Genomic DNA, 24,840 nt, shown 5'->3' on the forward strand with positions numbered 1-24,840 from the left:
AACTCCCCTTCGAACGAGACATACGACATGCCCTCCTCACAGAAAATCATCGTGGTCGGCGCCGGCATCATCGGTGCATCCATCGCCTGGCATCTCCAGCGCAAGGGCGCCGATGTCACCGTGATCGCCATGAAGGCCGGCGGCGAGGCCACGCCGAATTCCTTTGCCTGGATCAATGCGAGCCGGGGCAACCCCGAATTCTATTACCATTTTCGCCGCCGCTCGATGAGGGAATGGTCGCAGCTGGCGGCCGATGTTCCCGGCCTGCCGCTCTCCTGGTGCGGCGGGCTCTGCTGGGACATGCCGGAGGCGGAACTGGAAGCCTATCTCGCGCAGCATCACGGCTGGGGTTATGACATCCAGCCGGTCAACGGCGCGACGAGCGCCGCCATCGAGCCCAACCTCGTCGACCCGCCCGCCTTTGCTGTGCATGTCGCCGAAGAAGGCGCCGTCGAACCCGTCGCCGCTGCCAATCTTCTGTTGGAAGACGCCGTCCGTCATGGCGCAACGCTGTCATACGGCACGGAGGTCACCCGGCTTTTACAGGAGAACGGCAGAATCACAGGTGTCGAAACGACGAACGGCACGCTGCTTGCCGATTATGTCGTCCTTGCCGCCGGCGCCGGTATCCCTCCGCTTACCGCTGCCATCGGCATCGAGGTTCCACTCGAAACCCCGCCGGGCCTGATCGCGCATTCCCGCCCTCACCCTCGGCTGCTGAATGGCCTCGTCATGGCGCCGGAGCTGCATATGCGCCAGACGCAGGACGGCCGGATCATCGCCGGCAGCGATTTCGGCGGTGGCGATCCCAGCGACGACCCGCGCAAAGCCGCAGAGGACATTCTTGCCAAGGTCAGAGCCATGCTGCGTGGCGCCGAGCAGCTCGAACTCGATTTTTACACGATCGGTTATCGCCCTAACCCGACGGACGGATTTCCGATCATTGGCGGTGTGGATGGCGCGCCGGGCCTCTATCTCTCGGTTCTGCATTCCGGCGTTACGCTAGCACCGATCGTCGGACTGCTTGCGGCGGAAGAGATCGTCAGCGGATATCCGGACGCCCAGCTCGCCCCATTCCGCCTGTCGCGATTTGCAAAGGTCGGCCAATGACCCACGCCATGGTCAGCATCAGACCCATGCCACACGCACCGGAAGCGTCCGGCGTCACTTACGATTTAACGGCGATGACTTTTCATATGTTGCCACGCCATTTGCCGGGCCCTAACATGACGCCTTCGAGAACATGCTGCTCGAACAAAAGCATGGGGGCGCTCGGCATGATGACTGAAACCATAATTTCCGCTTTCGCAGATGCGCTTGAACCCTATGGTGGTCCGATCGGTTGATCGCGTTATGAGAAAGCTGCATTTCCCGAGGGCTTCGATTGGGGCTTATCTGATCGCCATAGCGCTGGCGATTGCCTTGCCGATTCTTGCCTTCGTGGCGCTGCTGCTGGTCCAGCTCGAAAGCAACGAGCGCGATGTGCTGAAGCGCGATACGGTTCAGGACGCGCAAGCGCTGGCACGCACCATCGACCGGCAATTGCAGGACATGGCGACGACCCTGCGGCTGCTCTCCTCCTCGCCGGAATTGGAGCACAACGATATCGCCACCTTCTTCTACCGGACGGAGACGGTACTGCGCACCGATTCGCTCTTCGTCCTGCTCTTCGACAAGGACGGCCACATGCTGCTCAATACGCGCTGGCCGCTCGACAGACCGCTTGGCAAGACAGGCAACGTGGCCGCCCTGCAATCGGCGCTGAACTCAGGACGTATCGAAGCGTCCGATGTCTTCGTCGGATCCAACATCCGTCGCTGGGTCTACAATGTCACCCTGCCACTCGACCATTCGCCGGCCGGTGCAGCCCTGGCCATGACGCAGGATGCCAATGAACTCGCCAAGCTTGTCACGACGGATGCTCTTGCCCCCGGCTGGTCGGCCGCGGTCATTGACAGCTCCGGCCATATCGTTGCCTCCAGCGGCCCCGCCAATCTCTCTCCCGGCGATCCCTTCAATAAGGACATCCTGCCGAAACTGATCGCCTCGAGCGGCGTATACCAGGACGAGAAGATCCTGCCGCACTCTCTGCTCGGCTATGCGCAGATCCCCGGCTGGTCCTGGAAAGCAGTGGTGTGGGGACCCGTCGCTTCCGCGCAGGCGTCGCTGATGAGCACCTGGCGCTTCCTGATCTACGGCGGCGTCACCCTGCTGTTGGTGGCGCTGATTGCCGTCTATGCCTTGGCCCGCCAGGTGCGCACCACCATACGGAGCATTGCCAACATGGCTGAGCGCATGGGCCGCGGCGAAATCGTCTCGCCGGTCGAAACCAGCGTCATCGAGGCCAATCAGGTCTCAATTGCAATGTCCAATGCGTCCTTCGATCGCAGCGAGACCGAGGATCGGCTGCATTTCGTCATGCATGAACTCGTCCACCGCACCAAGAACCTGCTGGCACTCGCCCAGGCGATGACCCGCCAGCTCGCCCGGCAGACCGACAGTGTCGACACCTTTCAACACGCCGTCGCCGACCGGCTCGAGGGGCTGGCCCGCTCGATCGAGGTCCTGACCAGCGAACAGTGGTCGGGCGTATCGCTGCGGCGGGTGATCGACATTCATCTGGCCACCTTCCTGCAGGGTCCGCAGCAGCTCGACATCAAGGGTCAGGATTTTGTGCTGAAGCCGGAAGCCGTGCAGAATATGGGGCTGATCCTGCATGAGCTGGCGACGAATTCAGTGAAATACGGCGCGCTTTCCGCGCCCGAGGGCAGGATCGCCATCGAATGGACGGAGGTCGACGGTGATATCGGGCCGATGGTCCAGTTCACATGGACGGAGAGCGGCGGCCCGCGCGTCAAACAGCCAACCATCACCGGCTTCGGCACCACCGTCACCAAGGCCCATGCGGCGGCGGCCTTCAGCGGCAATGTCGCGATCGACTTCCGGCCAGAGGGTCTGGTCTGGGTGCTGAATGCCCTGCGCAGCACCATGGAGCGAGAACGCGAGCGGGCTTGAGGCTCGCCCATGTGCTCAGGGTCTACGACGTAGTTTCTGCGTCATCGACGGTAGCGGTATTCTTCAGAAATACCCGTCAAAACCAGCCCCTTTCCTCTCCCCGACATTGGAGAAGGCAGGCGCTTTCTACTCGTTCATCGCCTTGACGATTTCCTCCGTCACCTTCTTGGCGTCGCCGAGCAGCATCATCGTGCCATCCTTGTAGAACAGCGTGTTGTCGATGCCGGCATAGCCGGAGCCGAGCGAGCGCTTGACGAAGAGGCAGGTCTTGGCCTTGTCGACGTCGAGGATCGGCATGCCGTAGATCGGCGAGGTCTTGTCATCGCGCGCAGCCGGATTGGTGACGTCGTTGGCGCCGATGACATAGGCGACATCGGCCTGGGCGAGTTCCGAATTGATGTCCTCGAGCTCAAACACCTCGTCATAGGGAACATTGGCCTCGGCAAGCAGCACGTTCATATGGCCGGGCATGCGGCCGGCGACCGGATGGATGGCATATTTCACGTCGACGCCGTGCGCCTTCAGGCGGTCGGCCATCTCGCGTAGCGCATGCTGGGCCTGCGCCACCGCCATGCCATAACCAGGCACTATGATGACCTTCGAGGCATTCGCCATCAGATAGGCGGCGTCCTCGGCGGAACCGAGCTTCACCGTCTTGTCGCTATTGTCGGTGCCGCCGGCGGACGCCTCGCCACCGAAGCCGCCCAGAATGACGGAAACGAAGGAGCGGTTCATGCCCTTGCACATGATATAGGACAGGATCGCGCCGGAGGAGCCGACCAGAGCGCCGGTGATGATCAGCGCCAGATTGCCGAGCGTGAAGCCGATGCCCGCCGCCGCCCAGCCGGAATAGGAGTTCAGCATCGACACGACGACCGGCATGTCGGCGCCGCCGATCGGCACGATCAGAAGCACGCCGAGCGCCAGAGCCAGGACGACGATCGCCCAGAAATCGAAATGGCTTTCGCTGATCGCCAGGCCCACCATGAAGAACAGGATCAACGCCAGCAGGGCCGCATTGATGAGATGGCGATAGGGCAGCAGGATCGGCTTGCCGGACATGCGCCCATCGAGCTTCAGGAAGGCGATGATCGAGCCGGTAAAAGTCAGCGCGCCGATGGCAACACCAATCGCCATTTCGATGCGCGCCTCTGTATGGATCGAGCCGATATTGCCGATACCAAACGAAGACGGCGTATAGAGCGCCGAAGCCGCAACCAGCACGGCGGCGAGACCGACCAGCGAATGGAAACCGGCCACGAGCTGCGGCATCGAGGTCATCGGGATGACACGGGCGATATAGGCCCCGGCCCCGCCGCCGATCGCGAGACCCAGAATGATCAGCACCAGGCCGCCGAAGGACGGTGTCGCCAGCACCAGCGTCGTGGCGATGGCGATGCCCATGCCGACCATGCCGTAGAGATTGCCGCGCCGGCTGGTGGCCGGATGCGACAGGCCGCGCAGTGCCAGGATGAACAGCACACCGGAAACGAGATAGAGAAAGGCCGCGATATTGCTCAGCATGCCGCCCTCACTTGTCTTTCTTCTTGTACATCGCCAGCATGCGCTGGGTGACAAGGAAGCCGCCGACGATATTGACCGAAACGAGCACCAGCGCCACGAAGCCGAAGCCCGTCGCAAGCCCACTCGCGGAAATGCCGACCGCCAGGAGCGCGCCGACAACGATGACCGAGGAGATGGCGTTCGTGACCGCCATCAGCGGCGTATGCAGGGCCGGCGTTACCGACCAGACGACGTAATAGCCGACAAAGATCGCAAGCACGAAGATGGCCAGCTGGAAGACGAAGGGATCGATCACGCCGCCGGATGCGGCGCTGACAGTCTCGGGGGCCTGCGCTACGGCCGTCCTGACGGCAGTAACGGCGTCATTCAGTTGCTGGAGCGCCTGATCCATTGCTTGGCTGGCCATTTAGACATCTCCCTTGTTGACCGTCGGCTGATCCGGGTCGACGAAATTCGGATGCACGACCTCGCCGCCATCGGTCAGCATGGTCGCCTTGATCAGCTCGTCGGCGCGGTTGAGCCCGAGGCTCTTGGTATCCTTGTCGACCATCGTCTCCAGGAAGGTGACGAGGTTCTTGGCGTAGAGAGCGGACGCGCTCGCCGCAACGCGACCGGCCATATTGGGATAGCCGATCACTTTGACACCTTCGACATCGGCCACTTCACCGAATTCGGCGCCCTCGATGTTGCCGCCGCGCTCGACGGCGAGATCGACGGCGACCGCGCCGGGCCGCATCGCTTTCAGCATCTCGCGGCTGACGAGCCGTGGCGCCGGGCGGCCGGGGATCAGGGCCGTCGTGATGACGATATCCTGCTTGGAAATATGCTCGGCAACGAGGGCCGCCTGTTTGGCCTGATAGGCCTGTGACATTTCCTTGGCGTAGCCGCCGGCGGTCTCCGCCGCCTTGAACTCCTCGTCCTCGACGGCGATGAATTTCGCGCCGAGCGAGGCGACCTGTTCCTTCGCGGCCGGACGAACGTCCGTCGCCGACACCTGCGCGCCAAGGCGCCGTGCCGTCGCGATCGCCTGCAGGCCGGCAACGCCCGCACCCATGACGAAGACCTTCGCCGCCGGCACCGTGCCCGCCGCCGTCATCATCATCGGCAGCGCCCTGTCATAGACGGCGGCCGCCTCGATCACCGCCTGATAGCCGGCAAGGTTCGCCTGTGACGACAGAACGTCCATCGACTGCGCGCGGGTAATGCGTGGCATCAGCTCCATGGCAAAGCTCGTCAGCCCTGCCTTCGCCATCTCGACCAAGGCTGCTTCGTTGCCGTAGGGATCCATGATGGCGATGACGATGGCGCCGCTCTTGTAGCTGGTAATTTCCTTGTGTGTCGGCCGCCGCACCTTGAGGATGACATCCGCCCGCTTGGCATCCTTGACAGCACCGATGCGCGCGCCGATGGCCTCGTATTCGCTATCCGGAATGCGCGACAAGGCTCCGGCGCCCGCTTCCACCACGACGTCGAAGCCGAGGCTTTTCATCTTCTTCACCGTTTCGACGGATGCCGCAACACGCGTCTCATCCCCCACGGTCTCCTTGGCGACAAAAACCAGATTGCCCAACGACACCACCTCGCATCAAACGACAGCCCTGCTGGAGACAGCAGCACAACAGCCTGCGAAATCAGGCCAAGATCTCAGGGAAAGCGCGGGCCAAATGCCCAGCGTCGTTCAGCGCGCGAGAAAGGCGCCGACGATTGAAAGAACGACGAAAATGAGAAACCCGCCGAACAAACCGGCGTGGCCGAAGAAACCCGCTGTCATCGCGATCAACAGCGCGGCGATGATCGCCGATCCGACCCTGGCGACCAAAAGGAACCCGTTATAGGTTTTCTCGTGTTCCTTGTAATCCATCGGAGCACCGGTTTCAGCGGGTCCAGTATGATGTTCAGCCATGCAAAAGTCTCCCCTCGATCCGCTCCCCGACAGGCCTTGCGACAGCTGCCGGCTGGAGTTCGCCCTCGAAAGCTGCGGCATCTCATCAGACAATACCGCAGCCAGATTTCCTCTACCGAGGCGTTACACAAAGCGAGAAAAAATGCAATGCACGAGAACGTCGCAGAGGTTCGATCTCCTCTGCGACTGCCGTCTCGTTTCAGGCCAGGATGTCCTGGCGCAGGACCGGTCGATTGCGATCGAGACTATCGACCATCTCGCTAACCCGCGCCGGCGACACCGGCAGCGAAAATACATAGCCCTGGATCACATCCGCCAGGCTGCGCTCATTGATGAGTGCCAATTGTTCCGGCGTCTCAACACCTTCGACGACGATTTCCAGACCCAAAGCCCTTGAGAGATCGGCAATGCCGCACAGGAGCTTGAAACGGCGGCTGTCGCCGGTGATTTCGTGCACGAAGGAGCGATCGATCTTGACGATGTCCACCGGCAGTGAATCGAGATAGCTGAGACTGGAAAAGCCGGTCCCGAAATCATCGATGGCAATGGTGATGCCCTTGGCCCTGAGATCGGCGAGAATGGAACGAACGGTCGCAATCTGGTCCATCAGGCAGCTTTCGGTCACCTCCAGGTGCAGGCGCGACGGCTCCAACCCCGATGCCTCGAGCGCTTCCGTCACGACAGCAACAATGTCATTGCTGCGCAGATCCTGCGCCGAGAGATTGACCGAGACCGACAGAGACCGGGGCCAGCCGGCACAATCCCGGCAAGCCTGGTTGAGCATAAAGCGGGTTATGCCGGAAACGATCCCCATCTCCTCGGCGATCTCAACGAAGATGTTTGGCGGGATCGGCCCTTTTTCTGGGTGCGTCCAACGCGCCAGCGCTTCGCAGCAATCGATGCGGCGGCCATCGGGCGTGAACATCGGCTGATAGACCGCATGCAGCTTGCCGGCCTCGATTGCCTCGCGCAGATCGGTCTTCAGCTTTTGCCTCTCGATGTAGCGAGCGTCCATTTCATCTTCGAACGCGGAGCAACCGCCCTTCGTCCGCAACTTGGTGTCGAAGAGTGCCAGATCGGCCTTGATCTGCCATTCTTCGGGGCGGAATTCGCAGCCCGACATGGTTACGTAGCCGCCGCTGAAGGTGACGCGGAGGCTATGATCATTCACCTCGTAGGTGCCTGCCATTGCGGCGTGCAGCGCGGCTATGCGGCCATCGATATCCTGGACGCCGTCATCGTTCGGGAAGAACAGCACGAACTGGTCCCCGACCAGACGCGCGCAAAGCGCGACGTCGCCTGCCTTCTCCCTTAGCCGCGCGGCGATGGCGACCAGCAGCCGGTCGCCGGTCACATGTCCCTTGAAATCATTGACATGTTTGAAATCATCGACATCGAGAACCAGAAAGCCGATCCGGCCGTCACCGACATGCGCGGCCAGCTTCTCCTTCGTCAATTCGGCAAAGTATTCGCGGTTCGGCAGGCCGGTCAGCGGATCGAAGCGCACCATATGCAGGATCTTGCGCTCGGCCCGAACACGCGCCGTGACGTCCTCGAAAATCAGGATAACAACACCATCGGCGCGGCGGCTTGCCGAAAATTCCAGAAACAGGTCTTCGCCGAACTCAATCAACGTGCGCGACAACGAACCATCGATGAGCTGTACCATCTGTTGTTGGATCAAGCCGGGAAGAGACCCGTCAATGGAGGCGTGGCGCACGCCATAGCGCAACACGACATCGAAGTCGCAATTCCTGAGCTGCTCGGGATGCGCCAAATTTAGCAGTTCGCAAGCCTTTCGATTGACCACCAGGATGCGGTTTTCAGCATCCAGCATGAACAGGCCATGCGTCATGTTGTTGAGTGCCGTGTCGAACCGATCCGCGATTAGCGATATCTCGCGTGACGCTATGACGTTCTTGTAGAGAAACTCACGCAGGTTGCTCGCCATCGAACGCGTCGTCAGCCCGAAGGGCACCAGCATGATGGAAACGATTGCCATGTAAGGCTGCCCCGACATCAGGCAGGCGACGATGATCGGCAGGCAGCACGCCACGGTCTGCAGATCGATCGCCTTTTGAGAACCGTAGTTGCGGCCAAGGATCGATACCATCGATCCCATGGTCACCGCGATGCAGATGAATTCCGCCAGCGGATTCTGGACAACCAGGATAGCATAGCCGCTACCGATACCCAGGATCAGTGCCACCGCCGTCGCTCCGAGCACATAGCGCATTTCCCAACGCGCGATATCGGCACGCGAGAACATGCTCTTGTCGGCAGCATCGAACTGACGGAAGGAATGGATGCGGAAAGCGAAGATGGCAACGAGGGCAAGACAGAAACTGAAATAGATACCAGCGCCGGTACTCAGGACAATGACGACATAGCTCAGAATATGAACGAATACGCCCGTAAACAGCGTGCCACGGTTTCCGAAAAGCGAACTGACGAACGACAGATAGACATCCGTCGGCACGGTGTTCGGGTCTTGAGGCTTCATCCAGAGCTCCCCTGATGCGGCGCGAACTCTAGTTGGAACGTTTTAAAAATTGATTGCCCAGATAGCGCATATTTGGATGGATTTTCCAACCATGCGATAATTTTCATCGATTTTTAGTGATATTTTGCACCGCATTCGTGCAACCGATGAAACAGTTTCTACTTGAATTATAGTTTATTGATCATGAAACGCTAAAATAGAAAACAGCAATCAGCAAAGCATCCTCGGTCAAATCTTGCCTGCCCGCTGCTGAATCATCATAAAAGTGTCGAAAGTGTACTCGGAAAGCTGCATCCAGAGATAGGCATCCTTCTTGTAGGCAACCTGATCCTCATAGATCCGTTTGAAATAATCATTCGACTTCGAAAGGTCGGCATAAATGCCGTTCGCCGCCTGGAAGCAGGCTTCGAGAATTTCCTGGCTGAACGGGCGCAATGTCACGCCCTGCTGGACGATATCCTTCAGCGCCTGCGGATTTTTCACATCATATTTCGCCAGCATATTGGTGTTGGCGAAGGCGCAGGCATCCGCAAGGATCGTCTGGTAGTTCTTCGGCAGCCCGTTCCATTTTTCCAGATTGAAGAAGGCATGCACGACGGCGCCGCCTTCCCACCAGCCGGGATAGTAGTAATATTTGGCGATCTTCTGGAAGCCGAGTTTCAGATCGTCATAGGGACCGACCCACTCGACGGCATCGAGCGTACCCTTGTCGAGCGCGGCATAGATGTCACTGACGGGAATATCCTGCTGCGGCACGACTCCGATCTTCTCGATCACCTTGCCGGCAATGCCGGCGATGCGCATCTTCAGGCCCTTGAGATCATCCAGCGTATTGATTTCCTTACGGAACCAACCACCCATCTGCACGCCGGTATTGCCGGCGGGCAGGCCGAGGATGCCCTGAGTGGCATAAAACTCGTTCATCAGCTTGTTGCCGTCGCCCTGATAGAACCAGGCATTGGTGAGCCGGGCATTGAGGCCGAAGGGCAGCGCCGTGCCGATGGCGTAGGTCGGGTCCTTGTTCCAGAAATAGTAGGAGCAGGTATGCGCTGCCTCGACCGTGCCGGCGCTCACCGCATCGGCCGCCTGCGCGCCGGGAACGATCGCTCCGGCCTCATAGGTCTGGATGACGAAATTGCCATTGGTCGCGTCCGAAACATGCTGCGCTATATCCTCCACGCCGCCATAGATTGTATCCAGGCTCTTCGGAAAGGACGACGTCATCCGCCAAGTGATCTTGGGATATTCCTGGGCGACGGCAGGACTGGCAAGCGCTGAGGCGGCTGCGCCCGCACCCACTGCTCCGGCCCGTCTGATGAACGAACGGCGATCCATTATAACCTCTCACACGGATGGCATTGCGGGAAAGAGATTCTCCCAATCATGGCGCAAGCATTTGAGCTTAACCATGCCGCGTATTGTCTTTCAAGTTTGCTTTTGCACTGCATTATGGCGATTCCTGTACATCGTCATGACAAAGGGAAACAAAGCCCAGTGGCAGTCGTCCCGCGTTGCCGAACGGCTGCTCTTCGCGTAGGTTTACCGGCAAGTTGGCCCATCGCGGCATCGACACCATATTCATTCAGGGGTCTCGACAAGGCCCGGCAGTTTTGCATGTTTCCGGAGCCTCGCATGTCCAGACCGATCATCGCCATTCCCGCCGATATCCGCGAATTCGACGGCGCGACCTGGCATGCGGTGCAGCAGCAATATGTCCGCGCCGCCGTCAAGGCCGCCGGCCTGATGGCGCTGATCGTCCCCGCGATGGAAGACGGCAACGATATCGACGCCATTCTCGACCGCGTCGACGGGCTGCTGGTATCCGGCTCCGCCACCAACGTGCATCCTTCGCTCTATGGCAGAGAAGCCCACGAGAGCGACGGCCCCTTCGATCCGGCTCGCGACGCCACATCATTGCCGCTCATCCGCCGCGCCATCGAGCGCGCCATTCCCATGCTCGCCATCTGCCGCGGCATTCAGGAGCTGAACGTCGCGCTCGGCGGCACGCTTGCCAGTGAAATCCAGGATCAGCCGGGCATCTGGGATCACCGCAAGCCGCAGAATGTCGACCGCGACACGATGTATTCGATCCGCCAGAGCGTTTTCGTCAAGGAAGGCTCCTGCATTGCCGCCGTCGTCGGCCCTGGCGAAGTGCGCGTCAACTCGCTGCATCGTCAGGCAATCGCCGATACGGCGCCGCGGCTGCAGGTGGAGGCCATCGCCGAGGACGGCACGATCGAGGCCGTTTCCGTCATCGACGCCAAGGCCTTCGCCGTCGGCGTACAGTGGCATCCGGAATATTGGGCGGAAACGGATTCGCCGTCGCGCAAGTTGTTTGTCGCCTTCGGCGATGCCGTGCGCGATTATGCGGCGGCGAAGGAACAGCCGATAGCCGCTCCCCGCCGCCAATCGGCACTCTGATCAGCCCTTTGGCTTGACCGGAGTTTCCGGCACTGGCGTCAGCGCCGCACCCTTGCCGAACCACTCGATAATGTTGTCCGCAACGAGATCGGCCATCGCGTTGCGCGTCGGCACCGAAGCGGACGCCACATGCGGCAGCAGCGAAACATTCGGCAGGGAGAGATAGCCCGCCGGCACATTCGGCTCGTCATAGAAGACATCGAGGCCGGCAGCCCCGAGCCTGCCGTTCCCAAGAGCGGCGATCAGCGCGTCGTCATCCACCGACCAGCCGCGCCCGACATTGATGAACACGCCCTGCGGCCCAAGCGCCGACAGGATCTCGGCATCGATGACCTTATGCGTCTCCGCCGTCTTCGGCACGATGCTGATCAGCGTATCCACAGCCTCCGCCATCGCCTTCAGCGACGGATAATAGTCATAGGCAAGTTCCGTGCGCGGCGTGCGGGTGTGATAGCCGATCGTCACCTTGAACGGCTCCAGACGCTTGGCGATCTCCTGACCGATACGACCAAGGCCGTAAATACCGACGCGCCGCCCCTTCAACGAGAAAGGCGAAAGCGGGAAAGGCCCCTCATTCGCCCAGCGTCCCTCCCGCAGCCAGGTTTCCGCCTGCGGAAACAGGCGCAGCGTGTTCAAAAGCAGCGCGATCGCCGTATCGGCCACTTCGTCGTTCAATACATCAGGCGTATTGGTGACGACGACACCCTTCGCAGCCGCATGGTTGACATCGATACCGTCATAGCCGACGCCGAAATTGGCGATGATCTCGACATTCGGAAAGGCGTCTATCCAGGCCGCGTTGAAACCACCGGCGACGGCAACACTGCGCACGCGCGCCGCAGTCCCGGCATCGACCTCGGGGGTTTCGTTGCGATCAACAGCAATGAGATCGAAATGCCCGCCGAGCCTTTCGAGGACACGCGGATGTATCTTCCCCGGAATGAGGACGGCGATGCGGTTATCGGACATGGATCTTTCCTCTTGAAGATGTCGTGCGGCGCTATTGGCGGGCCTGATAGGGAGATGTCGACTGGCGAATGCGCATTTCCGGCTTGATAAGATGGATACCATCCGGCTCATGGCTGCCTGCTAGCCTATCCAAAAGCGCGCGTGCTGCAAGCCTTCCGACCTCGGCCTGTCCATTCCACACCGTCGTCAGCGCCGGCGTCGCGATCGCCGCTTCCTCCAGATCGTCATAACCGGTGACCGAAATATCCTTACCCGGCACAAGGCCGGCGCGGGAAATGCCGTTCATCAGACCAATGGCGACGAGATCGTTCCAGCAGACGGCCGCCGTCGGCTTCTGCGGCAACGACAGGAGATGCACCGCTGCCTCGAAACCGCCCTGCTTGGAACGGGCGCCGGGAATGCGCAGATCCGGATCGACCTCTATGCCCGCCTTGCGCAAAGCATTGACATAACCCTGGTAACGATCCCGGCCGGTCGAGGTCTGATCCGTGCCGCCGATCATCGCGATGGTGCGGTGGCCGAGGCTGATTAAGTGATTGGTGGCAAGCGAAATGCCGTAGCTGTCGTCGCCGCGAAAGGTCGGCAAATCCAGTCCTTCCATCGAACGGGCGACGAGGATGGCCGGCATGCCATTTTCCTCCGCCAGATCGAAATCCTCCGCCGGCGTGCCGATCGCCGGCGACATGATGATGCCATCGCCGCCAAGCTGCAGCAGGGTTTCGACGAAGGTCCGCTGCTTCTCGACCGAATCATAATGATTGGAAAGAATGAAGGTGTGACGGCTGCGGTCGAGCTCGCTCTCGATCGCCTTGAGGATTTCGCCGTAGAACGGGTTCATGATGTCATGAACGACGACGCCGATGATGCCGGATCGCGATGTTCTGAGGCTTGCCGCGCGGCGGTTGTAGATATAGCCCAGCGCCCGCGCCTGATCCTTGATCTTCTCGCGCGTGTTGACCGCCACCAGCGGACTGTCGCGTAAGGCAAGAGAGACGGTTGCCGTTGAAATACCCAGCGTTTCCGCAATGGTAGACAGTTTTATCTTTTGCGCCATGCGCTCCCCTCCCCGTGAAACGCAGCCGAATATGCCATTCCGTCGTTTTACGATTCCGGAATTTAAAAACTTTAATTAAAAGCTTTAATCGGCCCGCGCAACTCGAATCCTCGGGAATCCTTAAAATTCCCCATCATCCTCGTCGTGGTCGCCGATATGAAGGTTGTCCTCGATCGCCTTCAGCAACCGCACCAGCGAACGGACATCTTTTTCCGAAAAGCCGCGCGTGGCGAGTTCGTCGCAGGCAGCAGCCGAGCTTTCGATCTCGCTGACGCTGTTGCGGCCCGCCTCGGTGAGATAGACCTTGGTCAACCGTGCATCCTCGGCGTCCGGCCGGCGCTCGAGGAAGCCCTGCGCTTCCATGCGGCCGATCGTGCGGGTCATGGTCGGTGCCTTGACGCCGAGCTTCTGCGCCAGCGTCCCCGCCGGCAGACCGTCGCTGGCCGCGAGCGCGAGGATAACGCCATCCTGGCCCGCATAGAGGCCACTGGCCGTCAGGTTGCGCGTCAGAACCGTTCGCATGGACCGCGCCGCCTGCGTCAACGCTGGCGACAGATCAGCGAGCGTGTATTCGCTGTGGTCCTTCTTTTTACCTGACTTACTTTTCTTGCCGTCCTTGTGCTTCTTACCCATCGTGATTCCGTTGCTCTTTCCGCCGCTGCATCATCACGTTATGACATTGCCTAGGTTATTGACATAAACAAGAGGCACACCCCCAGATGGCACAGCCTTTGCCACGTTTCGATGACAATGATAGGACGTTGGCGGCTGCGGAGAGGGCAAACTGGATCGCCGTCCTGCCACTTGGCGCCCATGAGCAACACGGCCCGCATCTGCCGTTCGACACCGACACGCTGATCGCCGAGGGCATCGTCACACATTTGCAGGCCGCCCTACCCGCCGATTTGCCAGCTACTTTCTTACCCGTGGAGCCGGTCGGTTATTCCATCGAGCACATGGATGTTGCCGGCACAAAGACACTCACCTTCGATGAGGCCATCAACCGCTGGCTCGGCATTGCCGAGGCCATGCATCATCTCGGCATCCGAAAATTCGTCATGCTGAACGCCCATGGCGGCAACTCGCCCCTGATGACCATCGTCGCGACCGAGGCGCGCGTCCGCTTCAACATGCTGGCGGTGGCGACCAGCTGGACGCGCTTCGGCGTGCCGAACGGCCTGATCGCGCCAGAGGACAAGGCCATCGACATCCACGGCGGCGACATCGAGACATCGGTAATGCTGGCGCTCTATCCAGAGATGGTCGACATGAGCAAGGCCGCGGATTTCCCCTCCCGGCAATCTGATTACGCGCAGCGCTTCAAGCATCTGCGAGCCTATGGACCGCACGCATTCGGCTGGAAGATGTCGGATCTGAGCATTGAGGGCGTTGCGGGCAACGCAGGCGTCGCCACGGCAGAAAAGGGCGAGCGGCTGATTGCGCATGCGGTAAAGGGGCTGGTGGAGCTTTTGCAGGATGTCGATCAGTTTGATGTGGGAACGCTGACGTAACCGCTCATCCCAAACCTAATGTGATCTTATAACATACAAAAGCCTTTGAACTACCGCCTTCAACTCCTTATATGGAACCCGACCATTTTCCGGCCCCCCGGGGAAAATCCCATATTTCGAGGCTCCCATGACCGAAACAGCCACGCAAAAGCCCATTCCCGTCACCGTTCTCACCGGCTATCTCGGCGCCGGCAAGACGACGCTGCTGAACCGCATCCTCTCCGAAAACCACGGCAAGAAATACGCCGTCATCGTCAATGAATTCGGCGAGATCGGCATCGACAACGACCTCATCGTCGAGTCGGACGAAGAAATCTACGAGATGAACAATGGCTGCGTCTGCTGCACCGTGCGCGGCGATCTCATCCGCGTCGTCGAGGGCCTGATGCGCCGCCCCGGCCGTTTCGACGGCATCATCGTCGAGACTACAGGCCTCGCCGATCCGGTTCCCGTCGCCCAGACCTTTTTCATGGATGACGACGTCCGCGCCAAGACCGAGCTCGACGCCGTCGTCGCGCTTGTCGACGCCAAGCATCTGCCGCTGCGCCTGAAGGACAGCCGCGAGGCCGAAGACCAGATCGCCTTTGCCGACGTCGTCGTCATCAACAAGTCCGATCTCGTGTCTTCGGAAGAACTGGCGCAGATCGAGGACATCGTCCGCGCCATCAATCCGGCCGCCCGAGTCTACAAGACCACCCGCTCCGGCGTCGATCTCGCCCGCGTCCTGAACCAGGGTGCCTTCAACCTCGAACGCGCGCTGGAAAACGATCCGCATTTCCTCGATCAGAGCCATGACGATCATGTCTGCGGCCCGGATTGCGATCATGACCATCACCATCACCATCATGATCACCATGATCACGATCATGGCCACCATCATCACGCTCCCTCGCCCATCCATGACGTGACGGTGCAGTCGGTGTCGCTGCGCGGCGGCGAGATGAACCCGGACCGCTTCTTCCCGTGGATCCAGAAGGTCACCCAGACCGACGGCCCGAAGATTCTTCGCCTGAAGGGCATCATCGCCTTCAAAGGCGACGCCGAGCGCTATGTCGTCCAGGGTGTGCACATGATCATCGAAGGCGACCATCAGCGCCCCTGGAAGGACGGTGAAAAGCATGAGAGCCGCCTGGTCTTCATCGGCCGTGAACTCGACCGCGAAAAGCTGGAAAAGAGCTTCAAGGCCTGCGAGGCAGCCGCCTGATGCCGACTGTCGCTCCGCTTGATATCGACGGCCACGTTTTGGCCGTCGAATTTTTAGGGGATACCCCCATCTTCGCCAGCGCCGCCGGCACGATCCATCGGCTGGAAGGCGGGGAAAAGGTGAGCGAAGCCCATCAGGGCATGCTCACCTGCATCCGCGACCCCTATAGCGACAGCCTGATCTCCGGCGGCGAGGATGGCAAGGTCCTGCGCATCGCAGCCGATGGCGGCGTGACCGTGCTTGCCGAAGCGCCGCGCAAATGGATCACCCAGCTTGCCGCCGGCCCGCAAGGCGCGGTCGCCTACGCCTACGGAAAAAGCAGCTTCGTGCGGCTTGCCGATGGCTCGACCAAGGAATTCACCGAGGAGCGCACCGTCGAAGGTCTCGCCTTCGCGCCCAAAGGCCTGCGCATCGCCGCCGCCCGCTATAATGGCGTCTCCCTGCATTGGGTCGGCATGAGCGCGCAGCCGATCAATCTGGAATGGAAGGGCGCCCATACCGGCGTCACCTTCTCGCCGGACGGCCAGTTCGTTGTCACCACTATGCAGGAAAACGCCCTGCACGGCTGGAAGCTGGACAGCAAGCCGGGTGGCGAAGCACGGCACATGCGTATGACCGGCTATCCCGCCAAGGTGAAGTCGCTGTCATGGTCCGCCAAGGGCAAGTGGCTCGCCTCGTCCGGCGCCCCGGCGGCGATCGTCTGGCCCTTCCAAAGCAAGGACGGCCCGATGGGCAAGGCGCCGCAGGAGCTCGGCACCCGCGCCAACATCATGGCAACCTCGGTCAAGTTCCATCCGGCGGAAGACATCCTGGCGATCGGCTTCGTCGACGGCATGATCCTGGCGGTGCGTATCGGCGACGCCAAGGAGGCGCTCTTGCGCCGCCCGGGTAAAGGTGCGATCACCTCGATGAGCTGGAGCAAATCCGGCAAGCTGCTCGCCTTTGCCTCCGAGGCCGGCGATTGCGGCGTCGTTGATATTTCCGCCTGACGAGAAAGACAGGACCATGTCCCAGACAGGTACGGCAATTGCCGGACATTCCCCTGCCACACCAGGCAGCGTCTGGGACGTGATCCGCCACGAGGCCATCGACCTCGCCGGCCGCGAACCGACGCTTCGCCCATTGCTGGCAGCGCAGATCGTCGCGACGCAATCGGATGCCGAAAACCTCGCAAATGTCCTGGTCGCCCGGCTCTCCACTGCCGGGATCGAGACTCGCGACCTCTTCGCCCTCTTCCAGGATGTGCTGACGCGCCACCCCGAGATCCTACCGGCGACGGAGGCTGACCTCGTTGCCGTGCGGACCCGCGATCCCGCCTGCACCACCTATCTGCATGCGCTTCTGAACCTCAAGGGCTTCCACGCTCTGCAGACCCATCGCATCGCCCATGCGCTCTGGACGGAAGGCCGGCCGGAAATCGCCAGCTGGCTGTCCAACCTGGCCTCGCTGGTCTTCGGCCCGGACATCCATCCGGCGGCAAAGATCGGCTCGTCCATCATGCTCGACCACGGCTCCGGCATCGTCATTGGCGAAACCGCCGTCATTGAGGACGAAGTCTCGATCCTGCAGAACGTCACGCTCGGCGGCACCGGCAAGGAAACCGGCGACCGGCATCCGAAGATCCGCCATGGCGTGATGATCGGCGCCGGAGCAAAGATCCTCGGCAATATCGAAGTCGGCGCCTTCAGCAAGGTGGCGGCAGGCAGCGTCGTCGTGAAACCGGTGCCGCCCCACTGCACCGTCGCCGGCGTCCCGGCCACGGTTGTCCGCATCCATCCCGCAGACGAGATCCCGGCGGAAACGATGGATCAGAATATCTAGCCTCCCATCGATGGGGTACCGTGGCGGCCTCGTCCTTCGAGGCTCCGTCCCCTTCGACAGACTCAGGGCGCTGCGCACCTCAGGATGAGGTGGAGTAGATCCCTCGCCACGGAAAAACAGATACCGAACGATTGAACCCTTGCAGCGGTTAAGCCCCAGAAATTAGCCCTCACCCTGAGGTGGGAGCAAAGCGACCCTCGAAGGGCGGGGGCGGGTGGAACACTCCAATGTCAGCCGTGACATAACGTAGCACCGTCACGGCTTTATGCCTTACCGGTGTCCGATCCGCTCCATCATTCCAGTAAAATCAATCGCTTGGCTATGCCCATCTTAGCCGCGATAGCCTCTCCCAAGACACCCCTTCACGGAACTGTCACATACCGTTGATAGCCCGGCATGGTTCCCTCTGTTCCGGCGCGGCGCAAAAGCGCTGGAGCAATGCCCCCACTTGAGAGGATATCACCATGACCCGTCTTTCGCGTCGCGCCGCCCTTGCAGCCGGCAGCGCGCTTGCCCTTGTTTCGCTCTGTTCCGCCGCTGGCGCCGCCGACGTGGCGCCGGCAATGAATACCGCCACGCCGATCAAGCACCTGGTCGTCATCTTCCAGGAAAACGTCTCCTTCGACCATTATTTCGCGACCTACCCCAAGGCCGCAAACGTCGCCGGCGAGCCGGAATTCAAGGCGGCCGACAATACACCGGCCGATATCAATACGCTCGCCAATGCCGGTCTTCTCGACAACAACCCGAACAAGACCAACGCAGCCAACGGCGCAGATGCCGCAGCCCCGTTCCGCCTCGACCGCACCCAGGCGGCCACGCAGTCGCAGAACCATGGCTATACCGCCGAGCAGGCCGCCTACAACAACTTCGCCATGGATCTCTTCCCCGCCAATACCGGCAGGGGCACCAAGGGTGCGGCCGGCGCATTCGGCACCAAGGGCCAGGTCATGGGCTATTATGACGGCAACACCGTCACCGCCATGTGGAACTACGCCCAGCACTACGCGCTGAACGACAATTCCTTCTCCACAAATTTCGGCCCGTCGACCCCCGGCGCGCTGAACCTCATCTCCGGCCAGACCAACGGCGTCATCCTGCCGCCCGGCTATACGCTGGAGAAGGACGGCACTTATTCCAAGGGCCGCATCGTTCCCGACGGCAATGGCGGCTGGACGGCCATCAGCGACTTCGACCCGACCGGCGACGTCTGTTCCGTCGGCCAGACCGCGCTGATGTACGGCAAGAACATCGGCGACATGCTGAACGAGCACAAGATCACCTGGGGCTTCTTCGAAGGCGGCTTCGACCTGACCCAGACCAATGCCGACGGCACGACCGGCTGCAAGCGCGCCACGACCTCGCCCGTCACCCAGGTCAACTACGGCGACTACATTCCGCATCACCAGCCATTTCAATACTATGCCTCGACGGCCAACCCGATGCATGCACGTCCGTCCTCGGTCGCAGCGATCGGCACCACCGATGCCGCCAATCATCAGTATGACGTGACAGACTTCTATGCCGCGCTGAAGAACGGCAGCATGCCGACCATCAGCTTCCTGAAGGCACCCGCCTATCAGGACGGCCATGCCGGCTATTCCGATCCGCTCGACGAGCAGGAATTCGTGACCCAGGTCGTCAACACCGTCCAGAATTCGCCGGACTGGAAGGACACCGCCATTATCCTCCTCTACGACGATTCAGACGGCTGGTATGACCATGCCCACGCCGTCGTCAATCCGTCAAAGCTCGGCGTCAAGGGCTATGACGTGCTCAGCGGCGACAGCTGCTCCACCGGCACGCCGCTGCCGGGCGTCAACGGCCAGCCCGCCCAGGGCCGCTGCGGCTATGGCACGCGCCAGCCGCTGCTGGTCATCTCGCCCTACGCCAAGGTCAATTTCGTCGACCACACACTGACCGACCAGACCTCCGTCATGCGCTTCATCGAAGATAACTGGATGGGCGGCGCACGCCTCGGCGGCGGCTCGTTCGATGCCATCTCCGGCTCGCTGAACGCCATGTTCGACTGGTCGAAGGGCGATACGCAGAAGCTGATCCTCGATCCGAAGACCGGCAATAGCGCATCCTAAGCGGAAGAAGGGAGACGGCGATGTCTCTAAAAATCAATCACCGTCTCCTGCCGCTCATCGCACTCGCGGGCGTCTCGCTCGCGGGGGCAAGTATCGGCATGGCAAATCAATCTGCTCCCGATGCTTCCGTGGCCACGAATACCTATGAGGATACGGTGCCGCTGAGCGCCGTTGCCCAACTCGGCAAGAAGCTGTTCTACGACCCCTCGCTATCCGGCAGCGGACAGATGTCCTGTTCCACCTGCCATGATCCGAACAATCACTATGCGCCGGCCAATGGATTGGCTGTGCAGCTTGGCGGCCCGCATTTCGACCAGTCGGGCGTCCGAACCGTGCCGAGCCTCGCCTACAAGATGTCGACGCCATCCTTCTCGATTGGAGAAAGTGCCGCAGACGAGGCAGCGGAAGCAGCCCCCATGACCGAGGCGTCCGGAGTGGCGCTTGCCAATACGCCGGCAGTCGTCGCCGGGCCGCTGACCGCGCAAGCCGTCGTCAAGGCCGATGCCGCCGCCGCAAACCTGGTGCCGCAGGGCGGGATGTTCTGGGATGGACGTGTCGATTCGCTGGAAGAGCAGGCCTTGCAGCCGATGATCTCGCCCTTCGAAATGGCCAATGCCGACGCGGCAACCGTCTATGCGAAGCTGAAGCAGGGCTATGGCAAGGATATCGCCGACCTCTTCGGCGAGAATGTTCTCAACGATCAGGACATGGCGATCGCCGAAGTCGGCTTTGCGCTCGCCCGCTACCAGATCGAAGAGCCCTCCTTCCATCCCTATACGAGCAAGTACGACTATTATCTGCGCGGCAAGACAACACTCTCCGACGCCGAGCAGCGTGGATTGAAACTGTTCGACGACGCCAACAAGGGCAATTGTGCCTCCTGCCATCTCGACAAGATGATGGGCGACGGGCAGATGCCGAACTTCACCGATTTCGAATTCGAGGCATTGGGCGCGCCGCGCAATCCGGACATCCCGGCCAATGCCGATCCGCATTACTACGACACTGGCATCTGCGGCCCGCTGCGCAACGACACCTATTCCGCCCAGCCGCAGAATTGCGGGTTGTTCAAGACGCCGACGCTGCGCAATGTCGCCAGCCGCCGCGTCTTCTTCCATAATGGCGTCTATCGCTCGCTGGAGGATGTCACCCGCTTCTACGTCAAGCGCGACACCAATCCGGAGGAGATCTATCCGAAGGATGCCAACGGGCATGTGCAGAAATTCAATGATTTACCGCAGCCATATCAGGCCAATATCGATATCATCGACGCGCCGATGAACCGCAAGCTTGGCGATGCGCCAGCGCTGAACGAAACGGAGATTACCGACGTCGTGGCGTTTCTGAAGACGCTGACGGATGGATATGATCCAGCAAAGGATGGGGTGAAGGCGGCAAAGTGAGATCATGCCCTCGCCCCATCGGGACGAAGGCAAATCAGTCTCAAGCGGCCTTTGCAACCGGCGGCTGGGCCAGTTTGCGGCCGCTGGCAATGATCATGCCGGCGGCACCGGCAAGCCAGCCGTCCTTCAGCTCGAGCGCCAGGAAACGGTCGCGCTGGAACGGACCCGGCATGACGAGATGGCTGGCCTTTTCGGCAAAGAAGCCGAAACGCTCGTAGTAAGGCGCATCTCCGACCAACAGGATGGCGCCATGGCCGCGCTTCTTGGCTTCCAGAATGGCGGCGCGCATCAGTGCCGAGCCGATGCCCTTGCCTTCATGGGCGGCATCGACGGCCAGCGGGCCGAGGAGCAGCGCTTCGACCGGACGGGTTTCGCGATCGACGCCGGCTTCGACGTTCCACAGGCGAACCGTGCCTATGACATGGCCGGCGCGGTCGCGGGCGACCAGAGCCAGACCCTCGGCCGGAACGCGGCCGCGGCGGATCTTTTCCGACGACTTCTTGCGGCGGTCAGCGCCCATGGCCTGATCGAGCAGATTTTCGCGAGCGACGACATCGCCTGCATTTTCCAGGTCGAGCGTGAAGGTGGACGGCGCAAAGAATGCGCGGACAGAATCAAGAACAGCGGCCATCTCGGCCTCCCGTGCCCAATACCGTTATCAGCGGCGGTGACAGATTATTGTGAGGGTGCCGCCCCGGCTGATTACGGGGTCGGCGAAGTCGGATCTCAGCCTAAACTGAGATTTTTCTTTGGCATGATCTTATCCGAAAACCGCTTCGCACTTTTCGGGACGCATGCCTTAGATGATGTAGGACTTCAGCGGGTCGAACCCGTTAAAGGCTACAGCCGAATAGGTCGTCGTATAGGCGCCGGTGCCTTCGATCAAAACCTCGTCGCCAATGGTGAGCGTCACCGGCAGCGGATAGAGGTTCTTTTCATACAGCACGTCGGCCGAATCGCAGGTCGGGCCGGCAATGATGCAGGGTTCCATCTCGTCGCCGTCGCGCTCGGTGCGGATCGGGTAACGGATCGCCTCGTCCATGGTCTCGGCGAGACCGCCGAACTTGCCGATGTCGAGGAAAACCCAGCGAGCATCGTCATTGTCCGACTTCTTGGAAATCAGGACGACCTCAGCCTTGATCACACCGGCATTGCCGACCATGCCACGGCCCGGCTCGATGATCGTGTGCGGGATCTGGTTGCCGAAATGGGCGCGCAGAGACGCAAAGATCGCCTTGCCATAGGCTTCAGCGGACGGAACGTCGCGCAGATACTTGGTCGGGAAACCGCCGCCCATGTTGACCATCTGCAGGTGGATGCCCTGCTTGGCCAGCGAGACGAAAACGCGCTTGGCATCGGCAAGAGCAGCGTCCCAGGCATCGACCTTGGTCATCTGCGAGCCGACGTGGAAAGACACGCCGTAGGATTCCAGGCCCAGCTGATGAGCGTAGACGAGAACGTCGACGGCCATCTGCGGAACGCAGCCGAACTTGCGCGATAGCGGCCATTCGGCGCCTTCGCCATCCGTCAGCACGCGGCAGAACACGCGAGCGCCAGGAGCTGCACGGGAAATCTTTTCGACTTCTTCGTGGCTGTCGACGGCGAAGAGGCTGATGCCGAGTGCATGCGCACGGGCGACATCGCGTTCCTTCTTGATCGTGTTGCCGAAGGAGATACGGGCAGGCGTCGCACCGGCGTCGAGCGCCATTTCGATTTCAGCGACGGACGCGCAATCGAAGTTGGAACCGAGGCTTGCGAGCAGGCGCAGCACTTCCGGAGCCGGGTTGGCCTTGACAGCGTAGTAGATGGCGCTGTCCGGCATGGCGTGACGGAAGGCACGAAAATTGTCGCGAACGACGTCGAGATCGACCACCAGGCAGGGACCATCGGGACGTCGGGTAGCGAGAAAGTCGCGGATACGTTGCGTGGTCATGTCAATTCCCTTCTCAATTCCAATAGCTCCGGGAAAGACCCAGAGGACAAAGGGCAACGCTCATTCGCTCAGGTACCAGCCGGTGGAGACCCCGGAACCGTGCGAACGCGCGAAGCGCAGATGATGAACCAGTGCTACGAAAGCAGCGCTAGCTCGGCTTTGTCTGCCATGGATTGGAGGGAATATCCCAACCGCACTTCCGGCAATGAAGGTGTGCCTCTTCAGTAACCCCGGCTGATGGAAAGCCGGGAGAGAACAAAAAGGCCCGCACCGTCGTTGCTTCAGATGTCCTCGCATTTTTCGGTTGGCCGAAATAGCGACTGGAGGGGTTAGTTCCAGGTACCTTACCGATTTTCTCACCACATCGAGGATCGGCGGACACCCACGGGCACGTGCGACTTTGGGCTGACCCGGAGATAGGAGTATTCGCTATTATAATCAAGAATTTTTTTCACCAGCGGCCAAAAAAATAATTGAACAAATCGGCGCATTTTGTTCAACATCTTGGAACAATTAACGAGGGTTTCGCCATGGACACTTTAACCCGGATTCGCGCCTTCATCGACGTGGTCGAGGCGGAAGGATTTTCGGCCGCCGCCCGCAAGACCGGCCGCTCCAAGGCGCTGCTGTCCAAATATGTCCGGGAGCTCGAGGACGACCTTGGCGCGCTCCTGCTCAACCGCACCACGCGGCAATTCTCGATGACCGAAGCCGGCCATACCTATTATCGCACCGCATCCGACATCTTGAAGGAGATCGACAACCTCGCCGACCTTGTGCGTGAGAACAATCTGCAGCTCAAGGGCCGGCTGCGCGTCTCCGTGCCGCGTACCTTCGTCGATGCCGATGTCGGGCAGTCGCTGATCGACTTTGCCAAGGAAAATCCTGATCTCTCGCTGGAAATCGCCGCCGACGATCGTTTCGTCGATCTGATCGAAGAGGGCTTCGATGTCGCCGTGCGCGTCACCAAGCTCGAGGATTCCGGCATGATCGCCCGCAAGATCTCCGATTTCCGCGTCCATCTCTGCGCCACCCAGGAATTTCTCGACCGCTACCCGGCATTGGAGCATCCGAGCGATCTTGCGCGCGTGCCTTTCATCATCGACACCAACACCCGCTCGCAAGGCACGATGCGCTTCGTCGATGCCGACAGCACCACCTTCAATGTCGCGATCGGCGGCACGCTCGAAGTCAACAGCCCGCATGCGACGCTGCGTGCGGCGCTCGCCGGCCTCGGCATCGCCATTGTCCCGGACTTCATCGGCCGTAAGGCGATCGAGAGCGGGCAATTGTTGACGCTGTTCAACGATTATCTTCCGACCGACCGCGGCATCTATGCCGTCTATCCGCACCGCCGCTATCTCCCGGCCAAGGTGCGTATCTTCGTCGACTACCTCCATAACTGGTTCCGCAAGCACGGCTGAGCCTTCCAGTTCCGCCGGGCGGTCCCAATTCCGTCTTATTTTCTGACCAGAAGTCGAAGTGA

General features: G+C 60.8%; 21 protein-coding genes. 10 read left to right on the top strand and 11 right to left on the bottom strand.

What is annotated here, in order from left to right; translation table 11 throughout:
- Positions 1 to 27: 27 nt before the first annotated feature.
- Together AB6803_RS10960 and AB6803_RS10965 are read left to right on the top strand one after the other, a co-directional pair.
- Positions 28 to 1,110 (top strand): NAD(P)/FAD-dependent oxidoreductase, encoded by a 1,083-nt coding sequence (locus AB6803_RS10960; protein ID WP_371108889.1) that lies wholly within the window; start codon positions 28 to 30, stop codon positions 1,108 to 1,110.
- Positions 1,111 to 1,353: 243 nt separating this feature from the next.
- Complete coding sequence (locus AB6803_RS10965; protein WP_371108890.1) at positions 1,354 to 3,015, top strand: sensor histidine kinase; 1,662 nt, start codon at positions 1,354 to 1,356, stop codon at positions 3,013 to 3,015.
- 126 nt (positions 3,016 to 3,141) lie between these two features.
- Here the strand turns inward: AB6803_RS10965 and AB6803_RS10970 are convergent, their stop codons facing one another.
- From AB6803_RS10970 to AB6803_RS10995, 6 genes are all read right to left on the bottom strand, one after another.
- Positions 3,142 to 4,536, bottom strand: coding sequence for an NAD(P)(+) transhydrogenase (Re/Si-specific) subunit beta (locus tag AB6803_RS10970; protein ID WP_371109009.1), 1,395 nt, complete (start codon positions 4,534 to 4,536; stop codon positions 3,142 to 3,144).
- A gap of 10 nt (positions 4,537 to 4,546) precedes the next feature.
- The gene (locus tag AB6803_RS10975; protein WP_371108891.1) at positions 4,547 to 4,945 is read right to left on the bottom strand and encodes an NAD(P) transhydrogenase subunit alpha; all 399 of its coding nucleotides are present in this window, start codon (positions 4,943 to 4,945) and stop codon (positions 4,547 to 4,549) included.
- The gene (locus tag AB6803_RS10980; RefSeq protein ID WP_371108892.1) at positions 4,946 to 6,109 is read right to left on the bottom strand and encodes a Re/Si-specific NAD(P)(+) transhydrogenase subunit alpha; all 1,164 of its coding nucleotides are present in this window, start codon (positions 6,107 to 6,109) and stop codon (positions 4,946 to 4,948) included. It abuts the gene before it with no gap.
- A 108-nt stretch (positions 6,110 to 6,217) separates the two neighbouring features.
- Positions 6,218 to 6,442: an aa3-type cytochrome c oxidase subunit IV gene (locus tag AB6803_RS10985; protein ID WP_371108893.1), complete on the bottom strand. Its 225-nt coding sequence runs from the start codon at positions 6,440 to 6,442 to the stop codon at positions 6,218 to 6,220.
- A 199-nt stretch (positions 6,443 to 6,641) separates the two neighbouring features.
- Positions 6,642 to 8,945 carry a putative bifunctional diguanylate cyclase/phosphodiesterase gene (locus tag AB6803_RS10990; protein ID WP_371108894.1) on the bottom strand — a complete coding sequence of 768 codons (2,304 nt, stop codon included), beginning with the start codon at positions 8,943 to 8,945 and terminating at the stop codon, positions 6,642 to 6,644.
- Positions 8,946 to 9,173: 228 nt separating this feature from the next.
- Entirely contained in the window at positions 9,174 to 10,280 is a 1,107-nt protein-coding gene (locus AB6803_RS10995) for a TRAP transporter substrate-binding protein (RefSeq protein ID WP_371108895.1), read from the bottom strand.
- A 297-nt stretch (positions 10,281 to 10,577) separates the two neighbouring features.
- Between AB6803_RS10995 and AB6803_RS11000 the strand changes: the two genes are divergently transcribed.
- The gene (locus AB6803_RS11000; RefSeq protein ID WP_371108896.1) at positions 10,578 to 11,366 is read left to right on the top strand and encodes a gamma-glutamyl-gamma-aminobutyrate hydrolase family protein; all 789 of its coding nucleotides are present in this window, start codon (positions 10,578 to 10,580) and stop codon (positions 11,364 to 11,366) included.
- On the opposite strand, the gene AB6803_RS11005 is transcribed toward AB6803_RS11000, so the two are convergent.
- The 3 genes from AB6803_RS11005 to AB6803_RS11015 all read right to left on the bottom strand — a co-directional run bounded on the left by AB6803_RS11005 (position 11,367) and on the right by AB6803_RS11015 (position 14,022).
- Positions 11,367 to 12,335 carry a 2-hydroxyacid dehydrogenase gene (locus AB6803_RS11005; protein ID WP_371108897.1) on the bottom strand — a complete coding sequence of 323 codons (969 nt, stop codon included), beginning with the start codon at positions 12,333 to 12,335 and terminating at the stop codon, positions 11,367 to 11,369.
- A 31-nt stretch (positions 12,336 to 12,366) separates the two neighbouring features.
- A complete protein-coding gene (locus AB6803_RS11010) occupies positions 12,367 to 13,389 on the bottom strand; it encodes a LacI family DNA-binding transcriptional regulator (RefSeq protein WP_371108898.1) in 1,023 nt (340 codons plus the stop codon).
- A gap of 120 nt (positions 13,390 to 13,509) precedes the next feature.
- Positions 13,510 to 14,022 carry a MarR family winged helix-turn-helix transcriptional regulator gene (locus AB6803_RS11015; protein ID WP_153364622.1) on the bottom strand — a complete coding sequence of 171 codons (513 nt, stop codon included), beginning with the start codon at positions 14,020 to 14,022 and terminating at the stop codon, positions 13,510 to 13,512.
- Between the two features lie 86 nt (positions 14,023 to 14,108).
- Between AB6803_RS11015 and AB6803_RS11020 the strand changes: the two genes are divergently transcribed.
- From AB6803_RS11020 to AB6803_RS11045, 6 genes are all read left to right on the top strand, one after another.
- Entirely contained in the window at positions 14,109 to 14,900 is a 792-nt protein-coding gene (locus tag AB6803_RS11020; RefSeq protein ID WP_371108899.1) for a creatininase family protein, read from the top strand.
- A 127-nt stretch (positions 14,901 to 15,027) separates the two neighbouring features.
- Entirely contained in the window at positions 15,028 to 16,104 is a 1,077-nt protein-coding gene (locus AB6803_RS11025) for a GTP-binding protein (RefSeq protein WP_371108900.1), read from the top strand.
- Positions 16,104 to 17,093, top strand: a complete 990-nt coding sequence (locus tag AB6803_RS11030; protein ID WP_371108901.1) for a WD40 repeat domain-containing protein — start codon at positions 16,104 to 16,106, stop codon at positions 17,091 to 17,093. Before AB6803_RS11025 ends, AB6803_RS11030 begins: the two co-directional genes overlap by 1 nt.
- Positions 17,094 to 17,109: 16 nt before the next feature.
- A complete protein-coding gene (cysE, locus tag AB6803_RS11035; RefSeq protein WP_371108902.1) occupies positions 17,110 to 17,925 on the top strand; it encodes a serine O-acetyltransferase in 816 nt (271 codons plus the stop codon).
- Positions 17,926 to 18,389: 464 nt separating this feature from the next.
- A complete protein-coding gene (locus tag AB6803_RS11040; protein ID WP_371108903.1) occupies positions 18,390 to 20,018 on the top strand; it encodes a phospholipase C in 1,629 nt (542 codons plus the stop codon).
- A gap of 20 nt (positions 20,019 to 20,038) precedes the next feature.
- The gene (locus tag AB6803_RS11045; RefSeq protein WP_371108904.1) at positions 20,039 to 21,421 is read left to right on the top strand and encodes a cytochrome-c peroxidase; all 1,383 of its coding nucleotides are present in this window, start codon (positions 20,039 to 20,041) and stop codon (positions 21,419 to 21,421) included.
- A gap of 40 nt (positions 21,422 to 21,461) precedes the next feature.
- On the opposite strand, the gene AB6803_RS11050 is transcribed toward AB6803_RS11045, so the two are convergent.
- Entirely contained in the window at positions 21,462 to 22,052 is a 591-nt protein-coding gene (locus tag AB6803_RS11050) for a GNAT family N-acetyltransferase (RefSeq protein WP_371108905.1), read from the bottom strand.
- Between the two features lie 168 nt (positions 22,053 to 22,220).
- The gene (gene odc2 / locus AB6803_RS11055) at positions 22,221 to 23,354 is read right to left on the bottom strand and encodes an ornithine/lysine decarboxylase (RefSeq protein WP_153364614.1); all 1,134 of its coding nucleotides are present in this window, start codon (positions 23,352 to 23,354) and stop codon (positions 22,221 to 22,223) included.
- A gap of 530 nt (positions 23,355 to 23,884) precedes the next feature.
- Here odc2 and AB6803_RS11060 point away from each other — a divergent pair.
- Positions 23,885 to 24,778, top strand: coding sequence for a LysR family transcriptional regulator (locus AB6803_RS11060; RefSeq protein WP_371108906.1), 894 nt, complete (start codon positions 23,885 to 23,887; stop codon positions 24,776 to 24,778).
- The last annotated feature ends 62 nt before the right edge of the window (positions 24,779 to 24,840 follow it).

The organism is Rhizobium sp. RCC_161_2 (assembly GCF_041355235.1).
Lineage (GTDB): Bacteria > Pseudomonadota > Alphaproteobacteria > Rhizobiales > Rhizobiaceae > Rhizobium.